The following is a 25424-nucleotide window of genomic DNA, read 5'->3' as shown; positions in this document are numbered from 1 at the left end:
GGAACGAAGTACGGAGAGGTGGGGACATGTTCGGCATCGGGCCACTCGAACTGGTCGTGATCGCGATCGTCGCCGTACTCGTTTTCGGACCCGATCGGCTGCCGGAGTTCGCTCGTACGGCGGGACGTCTGCTGCGGCAGGTCCGTCAGATGGTGACCAACGCGCAGAACGATCTGCGCAACGAGCTCGGCCCGGAGTACGCCGACCTCGAGCTGCAGGACCTGAACCCGAAGAACTTCGTTCGCAAGCACCTGCTCGAGCCGATGGACGACGACGACAAGCCTGTCGCAGACTTCGCCGACAGCACCCCGCAACGCCTCCCGGCCGGCGCCAAGCCGCCGTACGACCCAGAGTCGACCTGACTCACTCCAGCGCGCGGGCGTAGCGGGCAGCGAGTTTGCGAACCTCGTCCACGAGTTCGGGCGCCTCGGCCACCGAGAAATCCAGGTCGAGCATGCTCAGGTAGCGCAGCAGCATCCCGGGACTGTCCGATCCGGCGTCGAGATAGCACGACGACTCGTCGATCTCGGTCAGTACGCCGGCCGTGGCCGGGAGGCGGGCCGCGACGACCGCCAGCGGAGCGAAGATCCTGATCCGCGCACGGAACTGCCACATCGCGGTCGACACACTCCGATCGACGTACGACGCCAAGCCCTCGGACGGCAGGTCGCGGGGCGGGAAGCGCGGCCCGGTGGGGATCTTCGGCGTCAGCCGATCCACGCGGAACGTCCGCCAGTCCGAACGATCCAGGTCGAAGGCGACCAGATACCACCGGCCTCGCAGGTGGGCGAGCCGGTACGGCTCCACGGTGCGTACCGACAACGCACCGGAGTGCGAGGCGTAGTCGAAACGCAGCCGCTCATGGTCGCGGCACGCGGCGGCCAAGGCCGTCAGCACTGACGGATCCACGACTGGCCCAGACCCCGGAATCGGCACGGTGTAGCTCTGCAGCGCATTGACCCGGTACCGCAGCCGCGACGGCAGGACCTGTTCCAGCTTCGCCAACGCCCGGACGGACGTTTCCTCGATACCTGTCACCGAGCCGCCCGCCGCCGTCCGCAGGCCGACCGCGACCGCCACGGCCTCCTCGTCGTCGAGCAGCAAGGGCGGTAGTGCAGCGCCCGCACCGAGCCGATACCCGCCGGCGACACCTGGAGTCGCGTCCACGGGGTATCCGAGACTCCGCAGCCGTTCGACGTCGTTGCGGACGGTACGGGTGGTCACCTCCAGCCGCGTCGCCAGCTCGGGTCCAGTCCAGTGCCGATGCGTCTGCAGCAGCGAGAGCAGCCGCAACAGTCGTGCCGAGGTCTCCAGCATTTCTCCAGAATCCTTCAGAACGCGGAACGTACCTTTCCGCAATCGATTCTAGTGTTTTGGTATGACGACGCACACCGCAGCGCAGAGCCAGATCAGTCCCTTCCGCATCGACGTACCGCAGGCCGAGCTCGACGACCTCCGGGCGCGGCTCGCCGGCACCCGCTGGCCCCGTGAGCTGCCCGGCCTCGGCTGGTCCCGCGGCGTCCCGACCGAATACCTCCGGCGGATCGCCGAGTACTGGCAGCACACCTACGACTGGCGGCAGGCCGAGGCGCGGCTGAACGAGCTGCCGCAGTTCGTCACCGAGGTCGACGGCCAGCCCATCCACTTCGTCCACATCCGATCCGCGGAGCCGGCCGCGCGGCCGCTGCTGATGGTCCACGGCTGGCCGAGCTCGTTCACCGAGTTCCTCCAGGTGATCGGGCCGCTGACCGATCCGGTCGCCCACGGTGGCAAGCCGGAGGACGCGGTGCACCTGGTGCTGCCGTCGATCCCGGGCTACGGCTTCTCGCCGGTCACCGAGCCCGGCTGGGGCAACCTGTTCCGGGTCGCGTCGGCGTTCGCCGAGATCATGACCCGGCTCGGGTACGAGCGGTTCCTTGCCCAGGGCACCGATGTCGGCTCGGGCATCGTCGGCATGCTCGGCATGGTCGCGCCCGGCCGGGTGATCGCCGCGCACATTAACGGCCCGGCGCCGTTCCCGTTCGGTCCGGAGCTCTCGCTGGACGGTCTCGAGGGGCCCGAACGCGAGCGTGCCGAGCGGTTCAACGCCTGGCGCGAGGACGGTGTCGGGTACCTGCACCTGCAGGCGACCCGTCCGCAGACCCTCGCGTACGGGCTCACCGACTCACCGGTCGCCCAGCTCGCCTGGATCATCGAGAAGTTCAAGGAGTGGACCGACGCGGACCGCGAGCTCCCCGAGGACGCCGTCGACCTCGACCAGTTGCTGACCAACGTGAGCATCTACTGGTTCAACCAGGTCGGAGCGTCGGCCGCGCACGCTGTCTACGAGGGCATGCAGGCCTACCGCGAGTTCGCCACCAAGGCGGCCGAGCCGGCAGACGGAGGCTGGGAAGCACCGCCGCTGCCGCCGACCGGCGTGGCGGTCTTCGGGGCGGACCTGTCGGTACGGCGTGAGGTCGACCCGTACGGCATGTACACGGTGTGGAACGAGTACGAGCGCGGCGGTCACTTCCCGGCGATGGAGGTGCCGGAGCTGCTCGTCGAGGACATCCGGGCCTTCTTCCGAAGCCAGTCGGAGGCCTGACTCACCTTCTCCGGAGGAGCAGGGCGGTCGCGACGGCACCGGCGACCGCGGGCAGGAGGGCGAGGACGCCCCAGAGCGGCGGGTACGGGTGGACGCCGTACTCGGACGCGACCAGGAGTGTGACGCCCAGCGAGGCTGTGAGTAGTACGACGAGTACGCCGACCCCTGCTGCGGCCAGGCGGTGTGAGCGGGCCAGACCCGCGACCAGCAACCACAGCAGGGCGTCCAGGACGGCAGCGCCGTACAGCAGGCCGTAGAGCGCGCCCTCGGACACGTGCTTGCCGTACGACGCGTAGCCCGATGAGGCGTGGTCGAACAGGCTGCGGCTGCCGGCCTGGTCGACGATCGCGATCGCGGCGAGCAGGACGGAGAGCCCGACCGCGAGCAGCGCCGTGCGCTTTTCTGAAAGTGACTGTCTCATGCAAGTGACTGTACGAACGTCGGCTCGGCGGGGTCAAGAGATTTAGACAGTGACTTGCTGAAGCGTGTAGCTGTCTCTTAGGGTCGGGGGATGGCTACCGGTCTGCGGGAACGCTGGCGCGAGAAGGCGCGGCGCACGATCCAGGAGTGCGCGCTCGACCTGTTCGACGAGCGCGGGTTCGGCGCGGTGACGATCGAGGAGATCGCCGCCGCGGCCGAGGTGTCGCCGTCGTCGGTGTACCGCTACTTCGGCACCAAGGAAGGTCTGATCGTCGCCGACGAGTTCGACACGATGAGTCAGGAGGCGCTCGAGGAACTGTTCGACCGCGAGGACCCGGTCGGCACGATGACCCGGATCGTCCGCGACTACGAGGCGGCGCCGGGCGGCGGTGAGCCGATCCCGTGGCGGCGGATCCGGTACTTCTTCAAGGAGCCGTCGGTGCGTACGGCGTTCTGCGCCTCGCTGGACCGCGCGAGCCTGCGTATCGCCCCGCTGATGGCCGGCGGCAAGCTCACCGAAACCCAGGCCCGGGTGGCCGCGAATGCCCTTGTTTTCGGGTACTTCGCGGCATTGGAGCAGTGGTACCTGGACGGCGGCGTACGTCCCGTCGCGGAGTACGTCGAGGACGGTCTGTCCCCGCTCCGCCCGATCTGGTCAGTCGGTGATCAGTAGGTCGTAGGTGATCTTGTCGTCGACGTGGGTGCCGATCTCGAAGGCGGCGCGCTCGGTGCCGACGTGCCGGAAGCCGGCCTTCTCCGCGGTACGGCGGGCCGCCGTGTTGGAGGCCGCCGTACGGATGAAGATCCGCCGCCCGCCGAACCCGCCGTCGTTCGCCGGAGCGAAGTACCACTGGGCGACCCCCTGGATCGCCTCGCTCATCACCCCGCCGCCCTGCGCCTCAGGGTGCATCCAGTACCCCACCTCGGCGTCGCGGACCGCGCCACGGACATGGATGCCGAACAGCGTGATGTTGCCCAGTCCCTGATCGGTCGCGGCGTCCGCCACGCACCAGTTGAAGCGCGTGCCGGCGGCCGCCTGCTCGGCCAGGTCCTTCAGCCAGAAACGCGCGTCCTCCACGGTGAACGGCTGCGGGATGAACGGCAGGAAGTGCGCCGTCGCCTGGTTCGTGCGAGCCGCGGAGATCCGTACCGCCTCGTCCTCACGCCACTTCCGCAACCGCAGCCGTGCCGTTTCCAGGACGGGATGGTCCACTTCAGCGGCCCGCGGGGGAGAGGCCCAGTTGGCGGCCGAGGAGGCCGCGGGGCTTGCCGCCGAGGGTCGACGCGATCTTGTCGAGGACCTGTGCGGCAGGAGTGTCAGGGTCGGCTGCCACGAGCGGCTGGCCGAGGTCGCCGCCGGAGCGGAGGCGCTCGTCGAGCGGGATCTCGCCGAGCAGCGGGATGCTGTAGCCCAGGCGTGCGGACAGGGTCTCCGCGACGCGCGTACCGCCGCCGCTGCCGAAGATCTCGATGCGGTGCTCAGGACCGCAGTGCGGGCAGGGCAGGAACGACATGTTCTCGACCACGCCGGCCACCCGCTGGTGCACCATCTGCGCCATCGTGCCGGCCCGCTCGGCCACCTCCGCGGCGGCCTCCTGCGGGGTCGTCACGACGATCACCTCGGCGCTGGTCAGCCGCTGGCCGACCGAGATCGCGATGTCACCGGTGCCGGGCGGCAGGTCGAGGAGCAGTACGTCGAGGTCGCCCCAGTACACGTCCGCGAGCATCTGGACCAGCGCGCGGTCGAGGATCGGGCCGCGCCACGCGACCACCTGGTCGCGCTTCGGCTTCAGCATGCCGATCGAGATCACCTTCACGCCGTGCGCGGGCACCGGCATGATCATGTCGTCCACCGCGGTCGGCCGCTCGTCCGCGACCCCCATCATCGCCGGCACCGAGTGTCCGTAGATGTCCGCGTCCAGGACGCCGACCGACAGCCCCTGCTGGGCCATCGCGACCGCCAGGTTGACCGTCACCGACGACTTGCCCACGCCGCCCTTGCCGGACGCGACCGCGAACACCTTGGTCAGCGAGTCCGGCCGGGAGAACGGGATCTCCTTCTCGGCCACGCCACCGCGCAGCTGCGTCTGCAGGGCCGCGCGCTGCTCGGCGGACATCACCCCGAGGTCGATCTCGACCCCGGTGACACCGTCCAGTTTGTTCACCGCGGCAGTGATGTCCCGGCGCAGCGTGTCCTTCATCGGACAGCCGGCGACGGTCAGCAGGATGCGTACGGCGACCACGCCGTCCTCGCGGACGGCGACGGTCTCGACCATCCCCAGATCCGTGATCGGCTTCTTGATCTCCGGATCCATTACGCCGCCGAGCGCCGTGGTCACCTGATCAGCAGTGGGAGCCATGCCCCCAGGCTACGTGCTCACCCACATCCACCCGACCACGGTCCATGTGACGTAGGCCCGGCAAGGCAAGCCTTACTTCAGAGGCCGGGGGCGCCGTAGATGGGGAACCAGCGGGAGAGGTCCGATTCGAAGTTCAGGTCTGCGCCTACGACCGACTTGATCTGGAGTTCCTGCGCGTTGTCGCGGCGGTCTGTGCCGACCGGGACGAACGGGTACCAGGAGCCGCGTTTGTAGAGGTAGACGAGGCCCACGGACTGGCTGCCATTGGTGAAGGCGACCAGGGTGCAGAGCAGGGCGTTGCCGAAACCGGCGTCGACGAGGGACGTGTTGACGGCGTGCAGGTCGGTGACCAGGGTCTCCAGGTCGTCGGGAGCCGTCTGCCGGACCAGCCAGGTGAAGCCGTACGAGTCCGTCGTACTGGTGAGCTTGCCGTTGTCCAGCGCGAGCAGCTTGTCGACCTCCTCGCGGAGTGCGGTGAACCCACCGCCCTCGGCCGCCTTGAAGCAGACCGAGCCGCTGCCCGTCGGACGGAAGCCGGCCGCGGTCTCCAGGGTGATCGCGGCCGACGGAAGCGAGAACAGCTGATCGAGGTTCGGCGGCACAGCCTTGCTGCGCCCGAGCAGGATGTCGAGAAGGCCCATGTGTCTAAGCTTGCTCGCCCAGCTCGCGGGAGAGGGTACCGAGGCGGTCGAGGCGTGTCTCCAGGGACGGGTGCGTGGAGAACAGCGACGACAGGCTCTTGCCGGTGATCGCCGGCGCGAAGAAGAACGCGTTGAACGCCTGCGCCTGGCGCAGGTCGCGCGACGGTATCTGTGCGATGTCCCCGCTGATCTTGGTCAACGCGGACGCCAGCGTCGAGGGTCTGCCGGTGAGCATCGCTCCGGCTCGGTCTGCGGCCAGTTCGCGGTACCGCGACAGGGCCCGGGTGAGCAGGAACGAGATCGCGTAGACGGCGATGGACACCGCGATGATCGTCAGCATGATCACGGCCGCGTTCTGGTCCCGGTTCCCGCGGCCGAGGCCGCCGTACAGGCCGAAGCGGGTGATCAGTCCGGCGAGTACGCCGAGGAACGACGCGATCGTCATCACGGCGACGTCCCGGTGCGCGACGTGCGAGAGCTCGTGCGACAGCACGCCCTCGAGCTCGTCGGCGTCCAGGCGGCGCATGATGCCGGTGGTCACGCAGACGACGGCGTTCTTCGGGTTACGGCCGGTGGCGAACGCGTTCGGCAGGTCGACGTCGGCGATCGCGACCCGCGGTTTCGGCATGTCGGCGAGCGCGCACAGCCGGTCGATCGCGCCGTGCAGCTGCGGTGCCTCCTCGGGGGTGACGATCCGGCCGTGCATCGCATACAGCGCGATCCGGTCGGAGAACCAGTACTGCGCGAAGAGCATGCCACCGGCAATCAGCACGGCCAGCACCGCGCTCTTGGTCAGCGCGATCAGTAGCGCCACGAAGCCGACGTACAGCAGTCCGAGCAGGAAACTGGTGATCAGCATCCGGCTGGACAGCCCGCGATCAGGCGCGAATCGAGTCTTCATCCCACGTCCTTCCTCACCTGCTAGCGAGAGTAGCTCGGTGTCAAACCCGGTCTTCCTCGCGCGTGTCGAGGTCGGCGAGCAGTGAGCGGAGCTCGGAGCGCAGGAAGTCGCGGGTGGCGACCTCACCGACCGCCATCCGCAGCGCGGCCACCTCGCGGGCCAGGAACTCCATGTCGGCCCGGGTGCGGGCGTCGACGTCGCGGTCGCGCTCGTACTGCACCCGGTCGCGGGCCTCCTGCCGGTTCTGGGCGAGCAGGATGAGCGGAGCGGCGTACGACGCCTGCAGGCTGAGCGCCAGCGTGAGGAAGATGAACGGGTACTGGTCGAAGCGGACGCTCTCCGGCGCGAAGATGTTCCAGCCGACCCAGAACAGGATGGTCGCGGTCATGTAGACCAGGAACTGCCCGGTGCCGAGGAAGCGCGCGATCCGTTCGGACAGCCGGCCGAACGCGTCGGCGTCGTACGCCGAGCGCAGTGCGATCGTGCGGCGCAGCTCGCGCGGGATGTCGAGGCGGTTGGTGCTCCGCATCAGGCGGCGTTCCTCGGCGGCGTTGCCGCGCTGGCGGCGGTCGTCGGTGCTGCGGTCGTCACGGGGCATCGTGGTCCACCTCCTGCGGCTCAGGGAGCTCTGCTTGCTCCAGGTGATCCGCGTGGTCGTGCTCCCGCCAGTCGCTGGGAAGCAGATGGTCGAGTACGTCGTCGACGGTCACCGCACCGATCAGCCGGCCCTCGTCGTCGAGCACCGGCGCGGCGACCAGGTTGTACGTCGCCAGGTACTTGCTGACCGTCTGCAGGCTGTCGTCCGGCCGCAGCCCGTCCAGGTCGGTGTCCAGTACGGCGGACACCAGCTCGGACGGCGGCTCGCGCAGCAGACGCTGGATGTGGCCGATTCCGATGAACCGTCCGGTCGGCGTCTCCAGCGGCGGCCGGCACACGTAGATCATCGCGGCCAGTGCCGGGCTGAGCTCTGCGTTGCGCACGTGGGCGAGGGCATCGGCCACAGTGGCGTCCGCGGGCAGGATGACCGGTTCGGACGTCATCATGCCGCCTGCAGTGCGCTCCTCGTAGGTCAGCAGCCGCCGTACGTCTTCTGCTTCCTCAGGCTCCATCAGCGTCAGTAGGCGCTCGGCTGTCTCGGTCGGTAACTCGGCAATCAGGTCGGCCGCGTCGTCCGGGGACATCTCCTCCAGCACGTCCGCAGCCCGTTCGGTGTCCAGACCGTCGAGGATCTCGACCTGGATGTCCTCGGGCAGCTCCTCGAGTACGTCGGCCAGTCGCTCGTCGTTCAGCGCGACGGCGATCTCCTTGCGGCGCTTGGGGGACAGATCGTGCAGTACGCCGGCGAGATCGGCCGGCCGCATGGATTCGAAGGCGGCCAGGATGTGTGTCGCGCCCTGTCCCTCCTCGACCTGGGTGAAGCCGGTCACGTCGATCCAGTCGAGCACGTGGGTCTGTCCGCGGCGCCGGAACCGTCTGGAGCCCTCCCGGACCGCCACCTTCGTCAGGAGCCAGTCCCGGGTCCGCCACTGCTCCATCGCCATGTCGTACACCACCGCAGTGGTGCCGGTGTCGGCAATGGTGACGGTCCGGTCGAGCAGCTCGCCCAGGACGAGTACCTCGGTGCTGCGCTGCTCGAAACGCCGCATGTTGAGCAGACCGGTCGTGACGACGTGGCCGACGTCGACCGAGGTGACCCGTGTCATCGGCAGGAAGATGCGCCGCCGGGTGAACACCTCGACGACCAGGCCGAGCACGCGGGGCGGCTGGTCGCCCTGACGCATCATGGCCACCACGTCCCGGACCTTGCCGACCTGATCCCCGTTCGGGTCGTACACCGGCAGACCCGCCAACCGGGCGACATAGACCCGCGACGGTGATCCACTCATGTCCGAAGGCTAACCCGCCGAGCCTGAGTCTCGGGGGAACTTTGGGCTAGCTCAGCTTGGGGCGGCGGCGGACTGGGCGGTGCAGTGTCATCGGTGGCTTGCCCCGGGTGGTGGCTCGGGTCGGTACCGGGGCCTCGGTTCGCAGTGCCGCGTCGTACCGCCCAGCCGACTCGCTGATCTCACCGGTGGGCTCCAGCACGAGGATGTCTGCCTCCACGCGCCACCGCTCCAGCTGAGTGTCCAGCTCGGCTGCGTTGAGCCGCTCGCTACGGAGTACCTGCGCGGCCGCTGTCCAGTCGTCGCTTCCGGGTTCCAGCCGCCGCACCGTCGCCTTCCAGCTCGCCAGACGGTTCGTGGCGGGCTTGGCCGGTACGACGACCTCGACCGCGGATGCTGCTGCGAGTCCGGGCAGCGGCTGCTCCGCACCGTCAGCTGAGTCGGCCAGGACGACGTACTGCCCGTCGACCGTCGCGAACCACGCCGGCACCGGTCGCCCGCCGTCCCAGGCCAGCCAGACGAGTCCGGCCTTCTTCATCACGCCGGCGATCTCGGCCACAGCCTCCTCGGTGCTCACAGACCCCAGCGTGTCACATCACTGCCCCTTGATCGCAGCTTGAGCGCCTGCCTGGAACCGGGTCCGTGCGCCGAGCTCCTGCAGCAGTGCGGCGATCTTCCGCTGTGCCGTCCGCTCGCTGACCCCCAGTTGCCGGGCGACGGCCTGATCCGTGAGACCAGCCAGCAGCAGTGCGACCAAAGCCTCGGCGCCGTCGGCCTTCACCGGCAGCGCGCGCTCCCACAGTGCCTCGAACAACTCGACGTACGTATCGAACAGACCGCACGGCTGCACCAGTACGGCGGACTCCTCGCTCAGCAGGACCAGCGCCAGCCGATCGTCGGCCAGGTACAGGTGGATCGGCAGCGACGGCAGCATGCGCGCCGTCTCGTTGCCATGCACATCGAGTACGCCGTGCTCGTACACGGTCCTGCACTCGGCCCGCTGCACCGGAGGATCGCCGTACGGCGCCTTGACGAGCCGACGTAGCTCGGTCCGCGCTGCCGCCTGCACCTGGTCGATCCGCTGCCGGACAGCTCCAGCACCTGTCACCAGCTCGACCAGCGTCGCGGTAGGCGTGCCCGTGTGGCTGCGGTACGCCGCTGACAGGTCGTCGATGTGTGTCCGTGCGTCACGCAGCAGGCGCTCCTGCTCCAGCAGCAGCACCTCCAACGCGATGTCCGGCGCCACCGCCACGTAGAGCTCGCCCACGCGACCGACCAGGCCCTTGGTGATCAGGCTGGCCAGTACGGCGTCCTGCTCGCCGTCGGACGGTCCGGACGCGACGAGAGCGCTGTAGGCCGCCTCCTCGTCCGGGGAGAGGCCGAGTGCCGTCAGGTCACCCACGGTGTCCCAGCCAGCCCCGCAGTACGGCCTGATAGCCCGCCTCGAAGCGTGTGTCGGCGCCGAGACGGTGCCGCATCCCGTCGATGTGTTTGCGGACGGTCCGCTCGCTCCAGCCCAGGTGCACCGCCATTTCGTTGTCGGTGAAGCCGGACATCAGCAGAGCGAGCAGATCGCGTTCAGCGGTTGTCGGACGGTCGGTGGCCGGCGGCTGGGGGTCGTACGTCGCCAACGGGACAGCCTTGCGCCAGTACAGCTCGAACAACGCGGCCAGACCCTCCACCATCACCGGGTCGTGGACCAGCAACGCGGTCTCGTGATGCGTCGCGTGCACGTCGAACGGGACGAAGGCCATCGGCGCGTCGGTGACGATCAGCTTCATCGGTACATCGCCGACCCGGGCCTGCTCGCCGTCCGCGATCCCCTGGATCAGCGCGGCCAGCCGCCCCGGCCGGTCCACCGAACCGCGGCGGTCGTAGATCACGCGGAACGACACACCCCGCTTCAGCTGGTCGATCTCCAGCTGATTCACCTGGTTCGGGTCGTCCCGGTACGGCGGCGCGTCCCAGCCGCACACCTCGTGCCGTGCCCCCAGCAACAACCTGCTCATGGTCTGCGCGATCTCCTGGTCACCGTGCAGTACTTCGACCAGGTCGGCAGGCTCGCGTCGCGTCGTACTCCCGTGGAACCGCACCGTCAGCTCCACCATCTTCCGACGGGCATCTGCCAGTTCTCGCTCGCGCCGTCGGGCCAGCACGTCCAGGGCGGTATCTGGCGGCAGTACGACGTACTTCGGGGGATCCGTGCTGACCAGGGTGACGAGATCGAGTTCGACCAGCTTGGCCAGCGCGGTGGAGCGGTCTGCGAGCTCTGCCGCGCACACCGGAGGACGGGACACGAGTTCCTCGTACAGGCCCTGTTCCTCGCGGTTCAGACCGAGTGACTCGAGCACTGATCGATCATCTCCGGTTTCCGCCATTGGCGGGAACTGCACAGCCAGACCGCTTCCGGACATGTCGCACCCCTGACAACCTCGGCGCCATGACCAAGTGGCGCGCCCCTGTCGCAGTGTTGTCGACTCTCGCACTCCTGCTCGGCTCTACGACCGCAGGTGCTGCTGCTGACACGCCTCCAGTTCCGCCGACGACGACGCAGCAGGTCGCGGAGCCGACCGGGAGCGAGCAGGTCACGCTGATCACTGGCGACCAGGTCACGTACCGGTTCACCGCGGACGGTACGCCGGTAGACGCCGACGTCACGCCGGCGCTGCGGGAGAACGGCCGTCCGGTCGTCTTCACCGAGCTGCATCAGGGCGACCAGTACTACGTCTACCCGTCCGACGCGTCCGAGCTGATCAGAACGGGCCGCCTCGACCGGCGACTGTTCGACGTGGCCTACCTGACCAAGTACGGCTACACCGACAGCAAGAGCACCACGCTGCCCCTGATCCTCGAGCGCAGCAGTACGTCGGCGCTGCCAGGGACGCGCAGCGTGCGGGCGCTGCCCAGCATCCGTTCGGAGGCGGTCACCCTCGGCAAGGCGCAGACGCGCGGCTTCTGGGCGGCTGTCGACACTCCGACGGCTCGCACGTTGGACGGTGTTTCGAGTGTCTGGCTCGACGGCAAGGTGCAGGCGAGTCTGGACGTCAGCGTGCCGCAGATCGGCGCACCGGCCGCGTGGCAGGCTGGCTACACCGGCAAGGGCGTCAAGGTCGCCGTACTCGACACCGGGATCGACCAGACCCACCCTGACCTGGCCGGCAAGGTTACGGAGGCAGTGAGCTTCGTACCCGGGCTGGACGCCACCGACAAGCACGGCCACGGCACCCACGTCGCCGACACCATCGTCGGCTCCGGCGCCGCGTCCGACGGGAAGTACAAGGGCGTCGCGCCGGACGCCACGCTGCTGGTCGGGAAGGTGCTCGACAACAGTGGTGGTGGTTTCGAGTCCGGCATCATCGCGGGCATGCAGTGGGCGGCCTCGCAGGGCGCTGACGTGATCAGCATGAGCCTGGGCGGTTGCTGCACCGATGGCACGGACCCGATGAGCCAGGCCGTGAACGACCTGACCGCGCAATACCACACGCTGTTCGTGATCGCGGCAGGCAACGACGCCGCGGCTGGGACGGTCGGTGCGCCAGGGGTCGCAGACGCGGCGCTGACCGTCGCGGCGGTCGACAAGCAGGACCAGCGCGCCTCGTTCTCCAGCCAGGGGCCGCGGCGAGTCAACTACGGCCTCAAGCCGGACATCTCCGCACCCGGTGTCTCGATCGTGGCCGCGCGTGCAGCAGGTACGTCGCTCGGCCCGCTCGTCGGCGACAAGTACACGAGCCTCAGCGGCACGTCCATGGCCACGCCACATGTCGCCGGGGCTGCAGCACTGCTGGCACAACAGCACCCCGACTGGACCGGCGAGCAGCTGAAGAGCCTTCTGATCAGCAGCACCAAGCAGATCGACGGTACGGCGTACCAGGTCGGCTCCGGCCGCGTCGACGTCGCACGCGCTGTCACACAAGGCGTCTACAGCACGGGCAACCTGGACTTCGGCATCCTCCCGGAGCCGTACGACGTACCGGCCACGAAGACCATCACCTACGTCAACACCACCGATCAGCCCGTCACGCTGAACCTGACCGCCTCCATCAAGGCGACCGAAGGTACGGCGCCGCCGAACGCGCTGCAGGTGCCCGCCACCGTCACGGTGCCCGCCCACGGGTCTGCACCGGTCACAGCGACGTTCGACCCCACTGGACCAGGCACCTGGTACCAGGGCTCGATCGTCGCCACCTCCGGTCAGACCGAGCTGCGCAACGCCGTTGCGGCGTACACGCACGCGGCGCGGCACAAGCTGACCGGGTCCATCAAGCTCCCGGCCGGTGCGACCGACGTGCAGTACAACACCTGGTACTTCATGCGCATCGACGACCAGAACGACCTCGACATCACCAACAACGTCGGGTACGCCGGGGGAGCGCAGAACATCAGCGGCACCATCGACGAGGGCACGTACAGCGTGCAGACGTCCATCAACTGGCGTGACGCCGCCGGCAACCCACAGGTCACGCTGCTGACCAGTCCGCAGGTCGACGTGCGCTCCGACCAGAACGTCGTACTCGACGCGAGTACTGCTAGCAGAGTGAGTACGCGGACCCCGCTGGCCGCCGTACCGGTCGACACGCAGGTTGGCTGGGCTCAGGCGTCAGCAACTGGCATGTGGACGCTCCGGGTCAGTGCCTCGTCGCTCTACAAGCAGGAGTGGGGGCTGTGGGTCACACCAACACAACAGGTCACCGTCGGTCAGTTCCTGTGGCGTGACGACCGGCTGCTCACCACACCGCCCGTAGCGATGTATGCCGGTGGCAGGACCCTCGATGCGAAGTACCTGAGCCTGGAAGCAGAGGATGCGCGTTTCGACGGTACGAAGGTGCTCCCGCTCGTGTTCGGTACGCCGGCACGCGGTGCCGTCGTACTGCTCGACCTATCCGACCTGTGTCCCGCCGCCGCGTGGACGTGCAAGTCCGGCGTACTAGCTCGCGCTCAGGCCGCGCAGAAGGCCGGTGCGGCCGGTGTGATCCTGTACGGCGCACGTGGTCGGGCGGTTCCGGTCGACGATGTCGCAGTACCGATCCCGGTGCTGACGATCCCGGCCGCGCAGGGGCAGGCGTTGCGGGCCCACCTGCCGCGGGTGGTGACTGTACGAGGCAAGGCGGCGATGCCGTACGTCTACGCGATGTCATACCCCACTGAAGGACGGGTGCCCGTCGTACAGAGGACGGTCAGCACACGTGAGGTGTTCCGCTTCGACAGCCGCTACCACGGTGGCGCGCCCGGCACGGTCTCGCTGAGCTGGAACGCGGCGAAGAAGTACGGCCGCAACCTGGGCAGCGTGAAGCTGACGATGCGCGGACCTGGCACGCTGACCGAGTACGTCGGCCCGATCCAGAACGACGTACGACGCAGCCGGGGCGCCGGCCTGACGTACGACGCTCCGGCTGACATGGAGGCGTTCCACCGCTCCGGATGGGTGCAGAGCCGCGGCGACGTACTCACGCGACCTGGCCGACGTACCGACACTTTCGGCGCGCAGCCGCTCGTGCACTCGGCCCTGCGGAACGTGACGCCCGAGGACAACGACTACACCTGGCAGCTGTGTCAGGCGTGCCGCAGCGGCAACATCTTCATGCCCTGGCACATCCAGAGCAGTGACGGGCTGACAGCGGGCACGCAGACGTACTACATACCGGAGATCCTGCGTGGTGAGCCGCAGACACAGCTCAAGCTCTGGGGACCGGACGGGAAGGAGATCCCCGTAGAACAGGGCTTCTGGGTGTTCTTCATCGCGGTCATCGGCGTGCCGTACTTCGTCCTGCCTGACGAACCTGGCCGCTACCGGATGACCGAGACCTACCCGGCGCCGTTCAAGCCGCAGAAGTGGTCGCGGACCGTCGCGTCGGAGTGGACGTTCACCACAGCCAAGCCCACCGACGGCTTCCCGTACCGCCCGCCGAAGGGGTACGGCGTGCACTGCGGGACGTGGGACACGATCACTCGCGTGGGGCAGGACAAGGGCAGCTGTGCGGCCAACAGCCAGCTGTACCTGGGCTACGACCTCGGACTGCGGCTGGACAACACCCTGCCCGCCGGACGCGACAACAAGATCACCATCAGCGGCTACCACCACTCGTACCTCGAGAGCGACCCGGAACTGACCAGCCTGAAGCTGTCGGTCAGCTACGACGACGGGGCCACGTGGCAGTCCGTGCGGGCGACGAAGTCGGGTCGGAGCGAGTACACCGCCGTACTGAAGCACCCGAAGCGCAGCACAGGCGCCGTCAGCCTGCGCACGGAGGGCGTGGACGCCGCCGGCAACACGATCAAGCAGACCATCACCCGCGCGTACGGACTAGGGCGTGGCTGAATGGCTCAGCGCCTACTTCACGGTGAATCGGGACACACTCGGAAAGGAAGTGAGCCGGGTCACCGGGACAGCGGCGGCGGACGCCGTACGCTGCCGGTGACCGGTGGGTAACCGAGTGGAGGTCGGCTGATGTCGGAACAGGTTTTGCGGAGCAGGCGGTCCTGCTTGGCCACGCCCGGGTCGAACCCGCGGTTCCTGACCAAGGCGAAGGGGCTGGATGCGGACCAGGTGTTCCTGGACCTCGAGGACTCGGTCGCGCCGATCGCCAAGCCGGACGCCCGCAAGAACATCGTCGCTGCGCTCAACGAGGGCGGCTGGGGCACCAAGCTGCGCGTCGTCCGGGTGAACGACTGGACCACCGAGTGGACGTACGCCGACGTGATCGAGGTCGTCGGCGGCGCCGGCGCGAACCTCGACTGCATCATGCTGCCGAAGGTGCAGACCGCTGAGCAGGTGGTCGCGCTCGACCTGCTGCTCACCCAGCTGGAGAAGGTGCACGGGTACGAGCCGGGCCGGATCGGCATCGAGGCGCAGATCGAGAACGCGCTCGGCCTGACCAACGTGAACGCGATCGCGACCGCGTCGCCGCGGGTGGAGACGATCATCTTCGGGCCGGCGGACTTCATGGCGTCGATCAACATGAAGTCGCTGGTGGTCGGCGAGCAGCCGCCCGGGTACGACGTCGGCGACGCGTACCACTACATCCTGATGCAGATCCTGATGGCCGCGCGGGCGCACGGCAAGCAGGCGATCGACGGCCCGTACCTGCAGATCAAGGACGTCGACGGCTTCCGCCGGGTCGCGGGCCGCTCGGCCGCCCTCGGCTTCGACGGCAAGTGGGTCCTGCACCCGGACCAGATCGCCGCCGCGAACGAGGTCTACTCGCCGCGCCAGGACGACTACGACCACGCCGAGAACATCCTCGACGCCTACGACCACTACACCTCAGCGGCCGGCGGCGGCCGCGGCGCGGTGATGCTCGGCGACGAGATGATCGACGAGGCCAGCCGCAAAATGGCCCTCGTCATCTCCGCCAAAGGCCGCGCCGCCGGCCTCACCCGAACCGACATCTGGCAACCCCCGGCCGATTAACCCACCTGGGCCATGAGCGCGAGTAGGTGGCCGTCGGGGTCCGGGAAGAACGCCATCCATTCCTCGATGCCGTTGTCGTGCTTGTGGATGAGGTGCGGGGCCTGCTCGAACTCCACGCCGCGGGCGCGGAGTTCGTCGTACGCCGTCTGGATGTCGTCGACACGGAAGTAGAGGACGGACGGTTCCGCGGGCTCGTCCGTGGCGCTCAGGAACAAGCGCGTGCCACCACAGTCGAAGAAGGCGAGATCGCCGAACGTGTAGAGGTGCGGAAGGCCGAGCACCTTCCCGTAGAAGTCGACCGCGGTCTCGATGTTGCTGACCGGGCGGGCGATCTGCCCGATAACACCTAACTCCATCGCCTGACCTCCTCGTCCTCGAAGGGCACTGTCCGCGGGCACACCGCGCCAGCTGCGAAGCTCGGCCCGTCGGTCCAGACCGAGCTTCATCAGCGCGTTGGCGACGTGGAACTTGACCGCGTCGACGCTGACTCCACGCCGCCGCGCGATCTCCCGGTTCGACATCCCGTGCCGCACCGCGTGCACCACCTGCCACTCGGCGGGTGTCAGTACGTCGGGGTGCCGGGGCCGTCCGCGTGTGCCCACACCCTCAAGTTAGCGGCGTACCGCCCGAATTACCCTCCCCCTCAGTGGATCCAGACCTTGTAGATGCGGATGGGCTTGACCGGGGGGCCGTCCTGGTCGGGGTCGGCGATGCCGGCGGCGACCATGCGGTCGAAGGTGGACATGCCGGCGATCACGTGGCCGAGGACGGTGTAGTTCGGGGCGATGTTCGCGAACGAGTGCACGACGAAGAACTCCGAGCCGTTGGTACCGGGACCCTGGTTGCCGTAGGCAACGGTGCCGCGCGGGTAGGTCTCCTGGCCGGTGACCTCGTCAGGGAACTTGTACCCCGGACCGCCCTCCTCCTGGCGGTAGATGTCACCGCACTGCAGGACACCCAGCCGGGTCGAGTTCGTCAGCCGGAAGCACTGCGTGGCGTCGTAGAACCGGCTCTTCACCAGGTGCACGAAGTTGTGCACGCCACAGGGTGCGTTGGCGCGGTCCATCCGGACCACGAACGGTCCGTAGTTCGTCACGAAGTACACGTCGACCGTGCCCTTCGCACGGGCAACCGGCGACGGAATCCGGACGGGCTTGGCTGCTGGGTTCTCAGGCGTCGGCGTGAACTCGCACTTGGCCACCGGCTTCGAGGCAGGAGCAGGGGCCGCGGAGGCTGTCGTCGTGGAGAGCGTCGTCGCGACCAGAGCGGCCGCGATCAGGGCGGTGAGTGATCGCTTCATCACCACACCGTAGTACGCCGCTTGCTCTCTGCAGAGGTTGTTCAAGGAATTGGCCGCGGACTCGAACATCCGGCACTTCCCGCCTAAGGTGATCCGGTCCGCTGCGGAAGGTGTTTTTTGTGAACGGCGAGGTACTGGCCGGTCGGTACCGGTTGCTGACCCTGCTGGGCAGGGGCGGTGCAGGTGAGGTGTGGCAGGCCGAGGACACGATCCTCGCCCGCCAGGTCGCGGTGAAACTGCTGCGCAGCCTCGAAGGCGACCCGATGGACGCGGTCCAGCGGTTTCGCGCCGAGGCTCAATCAGCCGCTCGATTGACACATCCGAACGTCGTCGCGACGTACGACGTCGGCACCGAGGGCGACCACGTGTTCCTGGTGATGGAACTCGTGCAAGGTCCCGATCTCGCCAAACTGATGCGTACGTCGGGCCTCCCGGCCGCCGCCCTGGTCGAGGACATCGCCCTGCAGGGCGCCCGCGCACTGGACGCGGCGCACGGGGCCGGGATCGTGCACCGCGACGTGAAGCCGGGCAACCTGCTGCTGGCTCCCGACGGCACCCTCAAGATGACCGACTTCGGGATCGCCAAGAGTGCGGGCAACGAGACGACCGGACTGGGCGTCCTGCTCGGTACGGCGTCGTACGTGTCGCCCGAACAGGTCCGAGGTGAGCCCGCGACCGCGGCCAGCGACTGGTACTCGTTCGGCTGCGTCCTGCACGAGCTCCTGACCGGTACGCCGCCGTTCACCGGCCCGACCGTCGACGTGGTCATGCGGCAGCATCTCGACGTACCGCCTCCGCCTGCCACACGTGCCGACGTGCCGGCTGAGCTGTCGAACCTTGTAATGCACCTGCTGGCCAAGGACCCGGCGGACCGGCCGTCGTCGGAGCAGGACGTGGCCGCACTGCTCGCACCGGCCAACCAGACCCAGGTGCTGGCCTTCACACCGCCTGCGGCCGCCGACGTGCTCGGTGTGGGCAAGTGGGAGGAGGACTCCGACGAACCGGCGCCCCGGACGCATCGAGCGGCCCGCGGTAGCTTCCCGTTGGCCAAGGCAGGTGTGGCTGCTGCCGTGGTGGTGGCGGGTGTAGTAGCGGCGCTCCTGTTGCGGGCAGGCGTGTCGAACGATCCGCCTGCACAGGCCGGCGGCACGCCGTCTGCTCCGGTGCAGAAGGCCACAGCGGCCCCCAAGACCACACCGAAGCCCAAACCGACCCCTACTACTCCTACTCCCACCAAGACGACTCCGACGAAGAAGCCGACTCAGAAGCCGACGCAGAACGCACAGGCGGTCCTGGTGCAGCGGCTGCGCTCTCTGGCGGCACAGGTACGCGCGACGCAGCAAGGCAGCCGTAGTAAGGCGCCGCGGGAGGCTGCGAGCGACCTGGACCAGGCTGCCCAGGCAATCGACCACGGCGACACCGAGTCCGCCGCAGAGCACTTCTACGACGCGCGGCAGCGGCTGTTCGAGGCACAGCAACGCCACCGCTGGCAGCCGACCCAGCAGATCGCCGCACTGTTCTTCACCATCAGCCAATCGCTCCCGCGTCCGGAGCACGACGGCAACGAGTGAGGCACGCGACCTTCGTCAGGTGGCCGGTGTCACAGCGGGTGTCGCCCTCGTACCGGGATGCTGATAACCGCGATACTCGCGGGTAAGCGACCCGATCGAAGGAGCCGAGCGATGAGCAGGTTGCAGCAGACCGAAGGGCTGACCGACATCCAGGAAGAGATCCTGAAGACGGTCCGGTCCTTCGTCGAAGCCGAGATCCTCCCGGTCGCGACCGAGCTCGAGCACCGCGACGAGTACCCGACCGAGATCGTCGAGGGCCTCAAGGAACTCGGCCTGTTCGGCTTGATGATCCCCGAGGAGTACGGCGGCCTCGGCGAATCGCTGCTGACCTACGCGCTGTGCGTCGAGGAGATCGCCCGCGGCTGGATGAGCGTGTCCGGGATCATCAACACGCACTTCATCGTCGCGTACATGCTCCTGCAGCACGGGACCGACGAGCAGAAGCAGAAGTACCTGCCGCGGATGGCGACCGGTGAGGTCCGCGGCGCGTTCTCGATGTCCGAGCCGGGCTGCGGGTCCGACGTCGCCGCGATCAAGACGAAGGCCACGAAGGACGGCGACGGCTATGTCGTCAACGGTCAGAAGATGTGGCTGACCAACGGCGGTTCGTCGAACCTGGTCGCCGTACTCGTGAAGACCGACGAGGGGCAGGACTCGGTCTACAAGAACATGACCACGTTCCTGGTCGAGAAGGAGCCCGGGTTCGGCGAGGTCGACAAGGGCCTCACGATCCCCGGCAAGATCGAGAAGATGGGCTACAAGGGCGTCGACACCACGGAGTTGGTGTTCGACGGGTACCGGATCGACGCGGGCCAGATCCTCGGCGGCGTACCGGGTAAGGGCTTCTACCAGATGATGGACGGCGTCGAGGTCGGACGCGTGAACGTCGCCGCGCGCGGCTGCGGTGTGGCGCGGCGGGCGTTCGAGCTCGGGATCTCGTACGCGCAGCAGCGCGAGACGTTCGGCAAGAAGATCGCCGAGCACCAGGCGATCCTCTTCCGGCTCGCCGATATGGCGGTCAAGGTGGAGGCCGCGCACGAGCTGATGGTGAAGGCGGCCCGGAAGAAGGACAGCGGTTCCCGCAACGACTTCGAGGCCGGTGTCGCGAAGTACCTGGCCAGCGAGTACTGCTCGCAGGTCGTCGAGGACTCGTTCCGCATCCACGGCGGCTACGGGTTCTCCAAGGAGTACGAGATCGAACGCCTCTACCGCGAGGCCCCGATGCTCCTGATCGGCGAGGGAACGGCCGACATCCAGCGGATGATCATCGGCCGCCGCCTGCTGGAGGACTACAAACTCTGACCGTGCGCTGGGTCGACAGGCGGGGCGGTGCCGGTCGGCCCAGCGCACGGCGGGGCAGGGTCTAGGCCGTACTGCGGGTCGGGACTTGCCGGGTTTTGCCGGAGCCGTGGCCGGAGAGCAGCCAGATGCCCAGCTGGGTGATCTCGTGGCGCACCGAGGCGCCGGCCCGGCGGGTGGTGATCAGGCCGGCCTCCCGCAGTACCGTCGCCTGGTGGCTCGCGGCGGCCGGGGAGATCCGGCAGCGTTTCGCCAGCTCCGTGGTCGTGCAGCCGCTGACGGTCGCCTCCAGTGCGGCGGCCCGGGTCGACCCGAGCAGGGAGGCCAGCGGATCACTCGACGGCGGGTGCTCCCTCGGCATCTGCCGCAGGATCCCGGGCGCATGCTGGATCGGGTACACCAGGATCGGCTTGAGATCCGGGTCCCGCAGCTTGGTCGGTACCTGCCAGCAGAAAGCCGAAGGCTGCAACTCGATTCCCCTGCCATCGAGATACAGATCTCGGTCGTTCATGTCCAGCACCTGCAGCACCGGTGCGACCCACCGGACCCGCGGATGCAGCGACGACAGCAATCGGTCCACACCGTGCCGGGCCAACGCCTCCCCTCGATGGGCGTGGTCGGCGGACACGTGCGTCCCGATCGATTTCCAGTACGGCGCGATCGCGGCGTCGTGGTACATCCGGATGGCCCGGCCGAGCTTCTGCATCGACGTACGGCCACCTTGTGCCAGCTCCCGTGTCCAGGGGGAGGCCGGCCGGTACTGCGCGAGCAGGTCGAGCTGGCTGCGGATCTGCTGCCGCGGTGTCGACAACGCCTGCTGCAGGGCGGTGTCGAAGTCCGGTGCGGGATCCGCCGGGGTGAGGAAGTCGGGGGAGTAGCCCTTCGACGGCGTCAGCTCGAGCAACAGCCGCATCTGGTCCGGTGCGACCGTGGTGCGCACGTGGCGCCGCCAGTCCTCGAAGATCAGCCGACCTTCCGAGTGCTGCAGCATGTGCAGGCTCAGCAGCACCTCCCAGAGCGGCGCCGGCGTGATGGCGACCGTGACCCGGGTCAGGTCGCGCGGCGTGAAATGAATGCGAAGCACCGCGATCCCCTCCCGTCCTGGTCGTCCCCCGGGTCGGCATTTGGTCGCGGAAAGTAATCAATTCCTGACCGAATGCGATCCCGGAATTCAATCAAGGGAGGAGATCGCGGGACAACCGTTTGAACATTCCAATCCGGGAGTAGTCCTGGCCATGGCAAAAGGTTGCCAACTCACCCGACCGGCCGGAGCGAATTCCAGGCTCAGAGCCAGTGGTTCCGCTTGAACAACCGGTAAAGGACGGTGCACGCGGCCGCCATCACTCCGAGTACGACGAAGTACGCGTACTTCAGCCGCAGTTCCGGCATGTAGTCGAAATTCATGCCGTAGATCCCGGCGATCATGGTTGGGACCGCCAGGATCGCCACCCAGGCCGAGATCCGCCGCATGTCCTCGTTCTCGGCCACCTGGACCTGGGCCAGCCCGGCCTGCAGGATCGAGCTGAGCAGCTCGTCGAACGAGATCACCTGCTCCTTCACCCGTTGCAGGTGGTCGTCGACGTCGCGGAAGTAGTTCTTCGTCTCGTCGGCGATCAGCGGGTGCCGCAGCGTGGCCAGGGCACGCATCGGGCCGGTCAGCGGCGCCACGGCCCGCTTGAGCTCCAGCACTTCACGCTTCAGCTGGTAGACCCGGTCGATGTTCCGCCAGCCACGCGGCGAGAACATGGACGTCTCGATCAGGTCGATATCGGCCTGTACGGCGTCCGAGACCTCCAGGTACCGGTCCACGACGTGGTCCGCGATGGCATGCAGTACGGCGCCCGGACCGGTGGCGAGCCGTTGCGGCTCCTGCTCCAGCTCCTGCCGCAGCCCGGCCAGCTCACTGTGTTCACCGTGCCGGACCGTGACGACGAAGCCGGGTCCGCAGAACACCATGACCTCACCTGTCGCGACCACTTCGCTGGTGGCGGTCAGGTCGTCGTGCGGGACATACGTGACCGTTTTGAACACTGCGAACAGTGTCTCGCCGTACCGCTCCAGTTTGGGGCGCTGGTGCGCCTCGTACGCGTCCTCCAGCGCCAGCGGGTGCAGACCGAACTCCGTACCGATGATGGCGAGCTGGTGGTCGGTCGGCTGGAACAGGCCGATCCACACGAACCCCTGCCCGCGCTGCGCCCGGACCAGCGCCTCGGTGTAGGAGTTGACCCGGTTGTCGCGGACGCCGTCGCGGTACAGGCCCCAGTCGACCAGGGCGCCCTCGAGCTTGCCGGTGACCACGTCGTCCGGCGGGCGTCCGGCACCGCCGCCGCGCCGGGCGAAGACCCGTCCTACACGGCGTGTCGCGCCCATGTCCCATCGTCGCCCGGCCATCACCGGCGAGGCTATCAAGACGCGGTAACCAGCCGTCGGCAATGATGGGGGTGGAAGCACGTGGAGAGGAACGACGATGACCACGCAGGGCATGCCCTCGATGGACCCCAGGCCGACCGGCCTGACGATCGGGACGTACGACACCTACCGGGAGGCACAGCGAGCTGTCGACTATCTCTCGGACGAGAAGTTCCCGGTCGAGCACACGACCATCGTCGGCAACAACCTCCGCCAGGTCGAGAAGATCACCGGCCGGCTCACCTGGGGCCGGGCGCTGACCGCGGGTCTGGCCAGTGGCGCCTGGTTCGGGCTGTTCGTCGGCCTGCTGCTGGGACTCTTCACCACCAACAACTGGATCGCGGCGGTGCTGACCGGCGTCGTCCTGGGTGCCTTCTTCGGGCTGGTGTTCGGCGGCCTCGGCTACGCGCAGTCGGCCGGCCGCCGGGATTTCACGTCGCGGACCGCCGTGGTGGCCACGACGTACGACGTACTCTGCGACTTCAAGTTCGCTGAAGAGGCGCGCAACCATCTCGCCAAGCTCGCCCTGAAGGGTGAGGTGCACCCGCTCCTGCCGGATCACCAGGCCCAGCAGGCCCAGCAGACAGCGCCACGGCCCACCGACTAGGGGGTGACCTAAATCTCCTGCCGGTGAGAGCCACGCCACGGCCCGGATGCGCCCGGACCCGGCAGCATGGGGAATCCAGCAGCCGAGGAGGAACCGAGATGCAGTTCGGGCGCAGCTACGAGGAGTTCGAGGTCGGTGCGGTCTACAAGCACTGGCCGGGCAAGACGGTGACGGAGTACGACGACCACCTGTTCTGCCTGCTCACCATGAACCACCATCCGCTGCACCTGGACACGCACTACGCGGAGGGCTCGACCCAGTTCGGCAAGAACGTTGTGGTCGGCAACTACATCTACTCGATCCTGCTCGGGATGTCGGTCCCGGACGTGAGCGGCAAGGCGATCGCCAACCTGGAGATCGAGTCCCTGCGGCACGTCGCCCCGACCTTCCACGGCGACACCGTGTACGGCGAGACGCTCGTCCTCGACAAATGGGAGTCGAAGTCCAAGGACGACCGCGGCGTCGTCTACGTCGAGACCAAGGGCTACAAGCAGGACGGCACCGTCGTCTGCCTGTTCCGCCGCAAGGTCATGGTCCCGAAGAACAACTACCTGGAGAGCCGGGGCGGAGAACAACCTGGCCGCCCCACCCCGGCCTCCTGACCACCGGCCGGTCCCGATTTGACTGGCAGACCCACCAATTTGGCTGGCTCACCCAGCAACTCGGGGGTTCCCCACCCTTTATCAGGGTGGGGAACCCAGCACTTGGTGGGTCTGCCAGGGAAATGCGTTTGGCGCGGGGTCAGAGGAACAGCTCGATCACCGGAACCAGGACGTTCGGCTTCTGGATCGGGAGCTTCAGCGTGAGTACGTCGGCCGAGACGCCACCCATCGTGGTGTTCTGAGCCGTGCGGTGCGGGTCGTTCTCGATGCGCTTGATCTCGGAGGCGTCGTTCAGGAGCTGGGCGTACTTCACCTTCCCGCCGAGGCCGGCCAGATGCACGTGGCCCATCGGCCAGGAGAACAGGTGCAGATACAGCCGGTTGCCCTTCTGCGTGTAGCGGGCGTCCACCGGCGGGGTGTACTCACTCGGGCGTGCGCCGCGGATCGACCGCTCGTGCAGCCGCATCCACCCACCGATGTCGGCCAGCGTCGCCAGCGCCCGCGGGTCGAACTCACCACGACCCGTCGGCCCCACGTTCAGCAGCAGGTTGCCGTCCTTGGAGACCGAGTCGATCAGCATCTTCACCAGCAGCTCGGGTGACTTCCAGTCCAGGTTGTCCCGGTCGTAGCCCCAGCTGCCGTTCAGCGTCTGGCACGCCTCCCACAACACCGGTACGCCGTCGCGCTGCATCGGCCCGTCCGGCTGGTACTGCTCCGGCGTCACGAAGTCGCCCGGGATGTCCAGCCGGTCGTTGATCAGGATGTCCGGCTGCAGCTCCCGGACCATCGCCATCAGCTCGACCGAGCGCCAGTCGTCCCGGCCCTTGCCGTGACCGTCCCGCCCGTCCGGGTACTTCCGGCCCGGGTAGGAGAAGTCGAACCACATGATGTCGATCGGCCCGTAGTTGGTCAGCAGCTCACGGGTCTGCGCGTGCAGGTAGTCGGCGTACACCTGGATGTCCCGCCCGGCCGCCTTCGCGATCGCCTCCTCGTCGTCGCGCTGCGGGTGCACGAGGTCGATCGGGAACTCGGGGTGGTGCCAGTCGATCAGCGAGTGGTAGAACCCGACCCCGAGCCCCTCGGCCCGGCACGCCTCCACGAACGGCCCGACCAGGTCCTTGCCCCAGGCGGTCTTCGCCACGGTGTAGTCGGAGACCTCGGAGTCCCACAGGCAGAAACCCTCGTGGTGCTTGGTCGTGAGTACGGCGTACTTCATGCCGGCCTCGCGGGCCGCGCGGGCCCACTTGGCCGGGTCGTACAGGTCCGGCTCGAAGTGGTCGAAGTACGGCTGGTAGTCCTCGTCGGTCAGCTGTTCGCGGTTCTTCACCCACTCGTGCCGGGCCGGCAGCGCGTACAGGCCCCAGTGGACGAACAGGCCGAACCGCCAGTCGCGGAACTTCTCGACAGAATGCGCGGGAGGCGCGTCGGTCATGTCAATC

At 68.0% G+C, this 25424-nt stretch carries 25 protein-coding genes; 9 read left to right on the top strand and 16 right to left on the bottom strand.

Going from position 1 to position 25424, the window contains the following annotated elements:
• Positions 1 to 26 precede the first annotated feature (26 nt).
• Positions 27 to 362 (top strand): sec-independent translocase, encoded by a 336-nt coding sequence (locus tag E0H45_RS01900; protein WP_130384017.1) that lies wholly within the window; start codon positions 27 to 29, stop codon positions 360 to 362.
• Between the two features lies 1 nt (position 363).
• Here E0H45_RS01900 and E0H45_RS01895 read toward each other — a convergent pair whose 3' ends face one another.
• Positions 364 to 1317 carry a helix-turn-helix transcriptional regulator gene (locus E0H45_RS01895; protein WP_165546334.1) on the bottom strand — a complete coding sequence of 318 codons (954 nt, stop codon included), beginning with the start codon at positions 1315 to 1317 and terminating at the stop codon, positions 364 to 366.
• A 61-nt stretch (positions 1318 to 1378) separates the two neighbouring features.
• On the opposite strand from E0H45_RS01895, the gene E0H45_RS01885 reads away from it, so the two are divergent.
• A complete protein-coding gene (locus E0H45_RS01885; RefSeq protein WP_131334532.1) occupies positions 1379 to 2584 on the top strand; it encodes an epoxide hydrolase family protein in 1206 nt (401 codons plus the stop codon).
• A gap of 1 nt (position 2585) precedes the next feature.
• On the opposite strand, the gene E0H45_RS01880 is transcribed toward E0H45_RS01885, so the two are convergent.
• Complete coding sequence (locus E0H45_RS01880) at positions 2586 to 3005, bottom strand: hypothetical protein (RefSeq protein WP_131334531.1); 420 nt, start codon at positions 3003 to 3005, stop codon at positions 2586 to 2588.
• A gap of 90 nt (positions 3006 to 3095) precedes the next feature.
• Between E0H45_RS01880 and E0H45_RS01875 the strand changes: the two genes are divergently transcribed.
• Positions 3096 to 3677, top strand: a complete 582-nt coding sequence (locus E0H45_RS01875) for a TetR/AcrR family transcriptional regulator (RefSeq protein WP_131334530.1) — start codon at positions 3096 to 3098, stop codon at positions 3675 to 3677.
• Here E0H45_RS01875 and E0H45_RS01870 read toward each other — a convergent pair.
• The 9 genes from E0H45_RS01870 to E0H45_RS01830 all read right to left on the bottom strand — a co-directional run bounded on the left by E0H45_RS01870 (position 3660) and on the right by E0H45_RS01830 (position 11140).
• Positions 3660 to 4217 carry a GNAT family N-acetyltransferase gene (locus E0H45_RS01870; RefSeq protein WP_238154750.1) on the bottom strand — a complete coding sequence of 186 codons (558 nt, stop codon included), beginning with the start codon at positions 4215 to 4217 and terminating at the stop codon, positions 3660 to 3662. The genes E0H45_RS01875 and E0H45_RS01870 overlap by 18 nt on opposite strands.
• A 1-nt stretch (position 4218) precedes the next feature.
• Entirely contained in the window at positions 4219 to 5364 is a 1146-nt protein-coding gene (locus E0H45_RS01865; protein WP_131334528.1) for an Mrp/NBP35 family ATP-binding protein, read from the bottom strand.
• 77 nt (positions 5365 to 5441) lie between these two features.
• Entirely contained in the window at positions 5442 to 6005 is a 564-nt protein-coding gene (gene pspAB, locus E0H45_RS01860) for a PspA-associated protein PspAB (protein ID WP_131334527.1), read from the bottom strand.
• Positions 6006 to 6009: 4 nt separating this feature from the next.
• Positions 6010 to 6906 carry a zinc metalloprotease HtpX gene (htpX, locus tag E0H45_RS01855; RefSeq protein WP_131334526.1) on the bottom strand — a complete coding sequence of 299 codons (897 nt, stop codon included), beginning with the start codon at positions 6904 to 6906 and terminating at the stop codon, positions 6010 to 6012.
• Positions 6907 to 6946: 40 nt separating this feature from the next.
• Entirely contained in the window at positions 6947 to 7504 is a 558-nt protein-coding gene (locus E0H45_RS01850) for a DUF1003 domain-containing protein (RefSeq protein WP_131334525.1), read from the bottom strand.
• On the bottom strand, positions 7494 to 8792 hold the full coding sequence (locus E0H45_RS01845) for a magnesium transporter MgtE N-terminal domain-containing protein (RefSeq protein ID WP_131334524.1): 1299 nt from the start codon (positions 8790 to 8792) through the stop codon (positions 7494 to 7496). The genes E0H45_RS01850 and E0H45_RS01845 overlap by 11 nt, the downstream gene beginning before the upstream one ends.
• 46 nt (positions 8793 to 8838) lie before the next feature.
• Positions 8839 to 9366 carry a hypothetical protein gene (locus E0H45_RS01840; protein WP_131334523.1) on the bottom strand — a complete coding sequence of 176 codons (528 nt, stop codon included), beginning with the start codon at positions 9364 to 9366 and terminating at the stop codon, positions 8839 to 8841.
• 18 nt (positions 9367 to 9384) lie between these two features.
• Positions 9385 to 10191, bottom strand: a complete 807-nt coding sequence (locus E0H45_RS01835) for a helix-turn-helix domain-containing protein (protein WP_131334522.1) — start codon at positions 10189 to 10191, stop codon at positions 9385 to 9387.
• Entirely contained in the window at positions 10184 to 11140 is a 957-nt protein-coding gene (locus E0H45_RS01830; RefSeq protein WP_131334521.1) for a helix-turn-helix transcriptional regulator, read from the bottom strand. The genes E0H45_RS01835 and E0H45_RS01830 overlap by 8 nt, the downstream gene beginning before the upstream one ends.
• 89 nt (positions 11141 to 11229) lie before the next feature.
• On the opposite strand from E0H45_RS01830, the gene E0H45_RS01825 reads away from it, so the two are divergent.
• A complete protein-coding gene (locus E0H45_RS01825) occupies positions 11230 to 15105 on the top strand; it encodes a S8 family peptidase (protein ID WP_131334520.1) in 3876 nt (1291 codons plus the stop codon).
• 129 nt (positions 15106 to 15234) lie between these two features.
• Positions 15235 to 16197, top strand: coding sequence for an HpcH/HpaI aldolase/citrate lyase family protein (locus E0H45_RS01820; protein ID WP_131334519.1), 963 nt, complete (start codon positions 15235 to 15237; stop codon positions 16195 to 16197).
• Here E0H45_RS01820 and E0H45_RS01815 read toward each other — a convergent pair.
• A complete protein-coding gene (locus E0H45_RS01815; protein ID WP_131334518.1) occupies positions 16194 to 16799 on the bottom strand; it encodes a VOC family protein in 606 nt (201 codons plus the stop codon). The two genes, E0H45_RS01820 and E0H45_RS01815, sit on opposite strands and share 4 nt — an antisense overlap.
• A 41-nt stretch (positions 16800 to 16840) precedes the next feature.
• Positions 16841 to 17497 (bottom strand): peptidylprolyl isomerase, encoded by a 657-nt coding sequence (locus tag E0H45_RS01810; RefSeq protein WP_131334517.1) that lies wholly within the window; start codon positions 17495 to 17497, stop codon positions 16841 to 16843.
• Positions 17498 to 17616: 119 nt separating this feature from the next.
• On the opposite strand from E0H45_RS01810, the gene E0H45_RS01805 reads away from it, so the two are divergent.
• On the top strand, positions 17617 to 19068 hold the full coding sequence (locus tag E0H45_RS01805) for a serine/threonine-protein kinase (RefSeq protein WP_131334516.1): 1452 nt from the start codon (positions 17617 to 17619) through the stop codon (positions 19066 to 19068).
• A gap of 111 nt (positions 19069 to 19179) precedes the next feature.
• Entirely contained in the window at positions 19180 to 20370 is a 1191-nt protein-coding gene (locus E0H45_RS01800) for an acyl-CoA dehydrogenase family protein (RefSeq protein ID WP_131334515.1), read from the top strand.
• A gap of 61 nt (positions 20371 to 20431) precedes the next feature.
• Here the strand turns inward: E0H45_RS01800 and E0H45_RS01795 are convergent, their stop codons facing one another.
• Together E0H45_RS01795 and E0H45_RS01790 are read right to left on the bottom strand one after the other, a co-directional pair.
• Positions 20432 to 21451 carry an ArsR/SmtB family transcription factor gene (locus E0H45_RS01795; protein WP_131334514.1) on the bottom strand — a complete coding sequence of 340 codons (1020 nt, stop codon included), beginning with the start codon at positions 21449 to 21451 and terminating at the stop codon, positions 20432 to 20434.
• A 200-nt stretch (positions 21452 to 21651) separates the two neighbouring features.
• Positions 21652 to 22758: a magnesium and cobalt transport protein CorA gene (locus tag E0H45_RS01790; protein WP_238154749.1), complete on the bottom strand. Its 1107-nt coding sequence runs from the start codon at positions 22756 to 22758 to the stop codon at positions 21652 to 21654.
• Between the two features lie 76 nt (positions 22759 to 22834).
• On the opposite strand from E0H45_RS01790, the gene E0H45_RS01785 reads away from it, so the two are divergent.
• Positions 22835 to 23383: a YflT domain-containing protein gene (locus E0H45_RS01785; protein ID WP_131334513.1), complete on the top strand. Its 549-nt coding sequence runs from the start codon at positions 22835 to 22837 to the stop codon at positions 23381 to 23383.
• 98 nt (positions 23384 to 23481) lie between these two features.
• Positions 23482 to 23985 (top strand): MaoC family dehydratase, encoded by a 504-nt coding sequence (locus E0H45_RS01780; protein ID WP_131334512.1) that lies wholly within the window; start codon positions 23482 to 23484, stop codon positions 23983 to 23985.
• Positions 23986 to 24124: 139 nt separating this feature from the next.
• Here the strand turns inward: E0H45_RS01780 and E0H45_RS01775 are convergent, their stop codons facing one another.
• Complete coding sequence (locus tag E0H45_RS01775) at positions 24125 to 25417, bottom strand: alpha-L-fucosidase (RefSeq protein ID WP_131334511.1); 1293 nt, start codon at positions 25415 to 25417, stop codon at positions 24125 to 24127.
• Positions 25418 to 25424: the final 7 nt, after the last annotated feature.

This window comes from Kribbella soli, assembly GCF_004331345.1.
Classification (GTDB): Bacteria; Actinomycetota; Actinomycetes; order Propionibacteriales; family Kribbellaceae; genus Kribbella; species Kribbella soli.
The sequence above is the reverse complement of the archived record's forward strand: the minus strand, read 5'-3'. Positions and strand labels throughout refer to the sequence as shown.